The sequence below is a fragment of the Dissulfurispira sp. genome, from assembly GCF_036745535.1.
In the GTDB taxonomy this organism is placed as follows: domain Bacteria; phylum Nitrospirota; class Thermodesulfovibrionia; order Thermodesulfovibrionales; family Dissulfurispiraceae; genus Dissulfurispira.
The window spans coordinates 1-4,752 of record NZ_DAIOFX010000103.1; the positions used below are offsets into that span (position 1 = coordinate 1).

The 4,752-nt window shown below is 44.2% G+C and carries 2 protein-coding genes, 1 pseudogene and 1 riboswitch; of the genes and pseudogenes, 2 read left to right on the forward strand and 1 reads right to left on the reverse strand.

The annotated features are described in order from the left end of the window. The coding region (locus V7L97_RS11240; protein WP_333656019.1) for a DUF72 domain-containing protein at window positions 1-766 on the forward strand (766 nt) is incomplete at its 5' end. Further along, window positions 763-2,493, forward strand: coding sequence for a DNA polymerase/3'-5' exonuclease PolX (gene polX / locus V7L97_RS11245; protein WP_333656021.1), 1,731 nt, complete (start codon window positions 763-765; stop codon window positions 2,491-2,493). The genes V7L97_RS11240 and polX, both read left to right, overlap by 4 nt. Window positions 2,494-2,525: 32 nt before the next feature. Here polX and V7L97_RS13125 read toward each other — a convergent pair. After that, window positions 2,526-4,340, reverse strand: a pseudogene (locus tag V7L97_RS13125) (KUP/HAK/KT family potassium transporter). Between the two features lie 74 nt (window positions 4,341-4,414). After that, window positions 4,415-4,549, reverse strand: a riboswitch (cyclic di-AMP (ydaO/yuaA leader). Window positions 4,550-4,752: the final 203 nt, after the last annotated feature.

Below are 4,752 nucleotides of genomic sequence, written 5' to 3' on the forward strand. Positions count from 1 at the left end.
TCGGTCTGCAAATATTAGTATTTGGTGCTACAATTTATACATGCCTGAAATACGTATCGGCTGCAGCGGCTTTAATTACTGGGACTGGAAGGAAAACTTCTATCCTCCTGATTTGCCACAGAGGAAGTGGTTTGGATACTATTGCACTGTCTTTAACACAGTTGAATTAAATGTCACATTTTACAGACTGCCCCTTGCAAAGACCTTTGACAAGTGGTACAAAGAAACACCGGATGACTTTGTTTTTTCATTAAAAGGCAGCAGGTTTATCACACATATAAAAAGGCTGGTAGAGCCAAAAGAATCTATAGAATTATTCTTTGAAAGGGCATTGAGACTAAAGGAAAAGCTGAAGGTCGTTCTCTGGCAGTTTTCTCCTGGATTTAAAATCGATATTGAACGATTGCAGAATTTCCTTAAACTGCTTAAAAAATATCCTGTAAAAAATACCCTTGAATTCAGGCACGAAAGCTGGATAACTGACGAGGTTATTAACCTTTGCAAAGAACATGATGTAAGCCTGTGCATGGCTGATTGGCCTGAGTTCATCGATGACCTCTCTGTTACTTCTGATTTTGTCTACATAAGGAGGCATGGCGAAGGAGGAAGCTATGCTACTTGTTATTCAAAGACTGAACTCAAGAAAGATGCAAAGAGAATAAAAAATTATTTAAAGAATGGAGAGGATGTATTTATTTACTTCAATAACGACTACCACGGTTATGCACCAAGGAATGCTAAGGAATTAATAGGGATGGTGAAATGAAAAATCAGGAGATCGCAAAAATCTTCAATGAAATCGCTGACCTCCTTGAGATAAAAGGAGAGAATCCATTTCGAATAAGGGCATATCGCAGGGCAGCGCAGAATATCGAAGGGCTGCCGAAAAGTATCGAAGAAATTCCAAAGGAAGAACTCCTAAAAGTACCAGGCATCGGACAGGATCTTGCAGGAAAGATCGAGGAGTATCTGAAGACAGGTAAGATGCAGGTACACGAAGAGCTTAAACATGAAATACCCGAAGGATTATTGACCCTCCTTTCTGTGCCCAGTCTTGGGCCGAAGACATCAAAGCTCCTCTACGAGAAATTAAAAATCAAAGGTCTCGATGATCTGGAAAGACTTGCTTCAGAACATAAACTGGTAGGCTTGCCTGGGATAAAGGAAAAGACAGAGGAGAATATCTTAAAGGGTATAGAAATGTTGAAAAGGGGCAAGGAGCGTCAGCCCCTCGGAAAGGTTCTTCCCATTGCAAATGACATCCTTGAGCATTTGACAAAGAAGTCCCCTGTTGACAGAATTGACCTTGCAGGGAGTTTAAGGAGATGGAAGGATACCATAAAAGACATCGACATTCTTGCAACATCCGACAATCCAAAAGAGGTAATGAAGGTCTTTGTGCATCTCCCCCATGTAAAGGATGTTTTAATGCATGGCACTACAAAATCCACTGTGATAATCCATGAAGACCTTCAGGTGGATTTGAGGGTTGTGGAAAAAGAATCCTATGGCGCAGCACTGGCATATTTCACAGGAAGCAAGGCACACAATATAAGGCTCAGAGAAATGGCAATGAAGAAGGGGCTTAAAATCAATGAATACGGCATTTTTCGAGAAAAGGACGAAAAGAAAATCGGCGGCGAAAAAGAAGAGGATGTTTATAAAATCTTGGAGCTTCCATACATTCCTCCTGAATTAAGGGAAGATCAGGGAGAGATTGAAGCAGCACAGGAGGGGAGGCTCCCAAAGCTTGTTACTGCGGATGATATTAAGGGCGACCTCCATGTCCATTCGAAATGGAGCGATGGGAGCCATACATTCGAGCAGCTTGTGGATGCAGCCAGAGATTATGGCTATTCATATATTGCAATAACAGACCATTCAAAGGGACTCGGCATTGCGAGGGGATTAACAGGAGAGAGGCTTCTGGAGCAGAAAAAGGAGATAAATGCAGTTAATAAAAAGCTCAAGGGATTCAGGATCATCCACGGCATTGAAGTGGACATCAGGAGCGACGGGAGTCTGGATATATCGGATGACGTGCTTAAGGAGCTCGATATTGTTGTTGCATCCATACATTCAGGATTCAAGCAGCCCAGAAAGCAGTTGACATATCGTTTGGTATCAGCAATGAAAAACCCGTATGTAAGCATCATAGCGCATCCCACAGGAAGGCTCATAGGAGAAAGGGATGCGTATGATGTGGATATGGATGAGATACTCACTATTGCAAAAAAGACAGGCACTGCCATCGAGATAAATGCCTATCCTTTAAGGCTCGATATCAATGATACATATGCAAAAAGGGCAAAGGAGATGGGAATCCCAATTGTTATAGCAACAGATACCCATGTAACAAATCAATTCGATTACATGAGATACGGCGTATCCATTGCAAGACGGGGATGGCTGGAAAAGGGAGATGTGCTGAATACGCTGGAAGCGGAGAAGCTTTTAAAACGGCTTAAGCCGACTAAGGGCAAAAAAACATAGAAATAAGCATATTGCACTTACCAATAACTCTTCTACAGTGAAAGCCTCGTAACGACCCCATGGAGCTTATTCGATGGAAGCTTGTAAAACTGCACATACGCAGGCGTTAATCTCTTTATAATCGAGAATAGTTTTCAAAAGATATTCCTTGTCATTATATCTTCAATGCCGTAAAAGATAACCTTCTCATCGATTCCAGTTTCTTTCAGTATCTCCTCTATATCCGCCGGTTCCATATAACCGAGCTGTATCTCGAAAGACCCCAATCCCTCTGCATATTGGTCCTTGAAAAAGCCCGTAACGCCGAAGGGGTCGTCACGCCTTACTATAGAGACGATAATGTTATCTTCATAGACAATGCCGTTGTTAAACACGGTGTTGCTGATATAAGGGGGAATCTTTTGTATGTCCCTCGCAAAAAAAGCGCGGTGCCGCTGCTCTTATTAAGGCGTTTGCATGCCTGATTGTATTTTTCAAGAAAGATTTCCATATCCATAGGCCGAAGCGACATGTAAAGTCTCTTTTGCCCTGATGTGTAGAGCATAATTACGCTGAGAGGAATGAGCGCTATAATAATCGACCAGTAGCCGCCGTGAGGGATCTTCGTAAAATTCGCTCCGAGGTATGCAATGTCTATTGCGGTAATGAATATGGCGAGGGCCGATAGGTGGTATTTCCTTTGAAGCGAGAATATACAGATCATCATAATGCCTGTCAGTGTCATAGTGCCGGTGACTGCAAGTCCATACGCCGCCGCAAGCTTGCTCGATTCAGCGAATTCAAACATAACGAAAATGACGGCAGCTAATAGGAACCAGTTCACGGTCCCGATGTAGATCTGAGACTTCCTTTCCGTAGAGGTGTAAGAAACATTGAGGATAGGCATGATGCGCGTTGTGATGCCCTGATAGACTATAGAGAAGGTTCCGCTTATCATCGCCTGTGATGCGATGATAGTGGCAGCGATACTCAGAAGCAAGGAATGGGACATAAAGGCCTTTTGCATGATAAAAAACCATCTCAAAGAGAATGTTCTTGGCCCCGGGATGTGACAGCAGAAACGCACCCTGTCCGAGGTAATTAACGGCAAGGGCAAAAAAGACCACAATCCATGCCTGCTTTATCGGCTTCGCGCCAAGGTGCCCCATGTCGGCGTAAAGCGCCTCTCCTCCGGTGGCGCAGAGAAATATCTCGCTTAGTGCTATGAAGCCTTCCCACCTGTTTTCAAGCAGGAACCGTATTCCACAGTAAGGGTTCAGCGCCTTCAGCACCTGCGGCGCCTCTACAAGGGATGCTATACCAAAGACCGAGAGAGCAACAAACCAGACAGAAGTAACAGGGCCAAAAGCAAAGGCTACCTTCTCCGTTCCTCTGCTCTGCAAGGAGAAGAGAAATAGAGCGATGGCAGCCGAAATAATGACTATGGCTGTCGTGGAAATGTGTTCGAGCCCCGGTATCAGTGCCGAGCCTTCCACTGCGCTCAGTATACTTATTGCAGGCATAATCACTCCATCGCCCATGAGGAGAGATATCCCGATAAAGGCCATTATAGTTATTAAGACCGTTTTACCCTTTGAACGCAGAAGAGACGAAAGTATCTCTTTGAGGACTATAGTGCCTCCTTCGCCTCTTTTGCTTAGACGCATGGCGAGGATGACATATTGAAGGGAGACGAAGAGCGTCATTGTCCAGATTACGAGAGACATAACGCCCATGATATTGTCCGTGGTGGGCTTTAAAAGAAGGAATACTACCGTTACCGTATAAATGGGGCTTGTTCCTATGTCGCCGAAAACAAGGCCGAGGGCTTTGATAACCCCCTTTACAGGCGATTCTCTGCGAAGCATTTTCTCCTCCTCGGGATAGGGCGCTAAGGAGGAAAATAAAAAACCGCCGGGCGGCGGTCTTTAATTTCTGGACCTTTTGCCCTTCCAAACGCCTACGAGGTTAGCTGACGGGCTCGGGCCTGGAAGTGCCCTATCCGATAATCGGAATACGCCCCAAATTTTGGGTCCCCCGCATCCATTCTTTAAATGGATCTCGGCTGCTATTTGATTTTAATATACTCTTCTGCTTATTAATTGTCAATAAACGACTATTTTCTTTTTCCTTATCTTCTTCTTTTTCCTCTTTTATCGATACATCCCTTACAAACTCGGCGCATTTCTGTCCTGCCTTCATGGAGAACTGTTTCTGGCAGGTAGCCCTCCATGCACATACGATACACAAGACCTTATTTTCGGTCATTCATTACCTCCT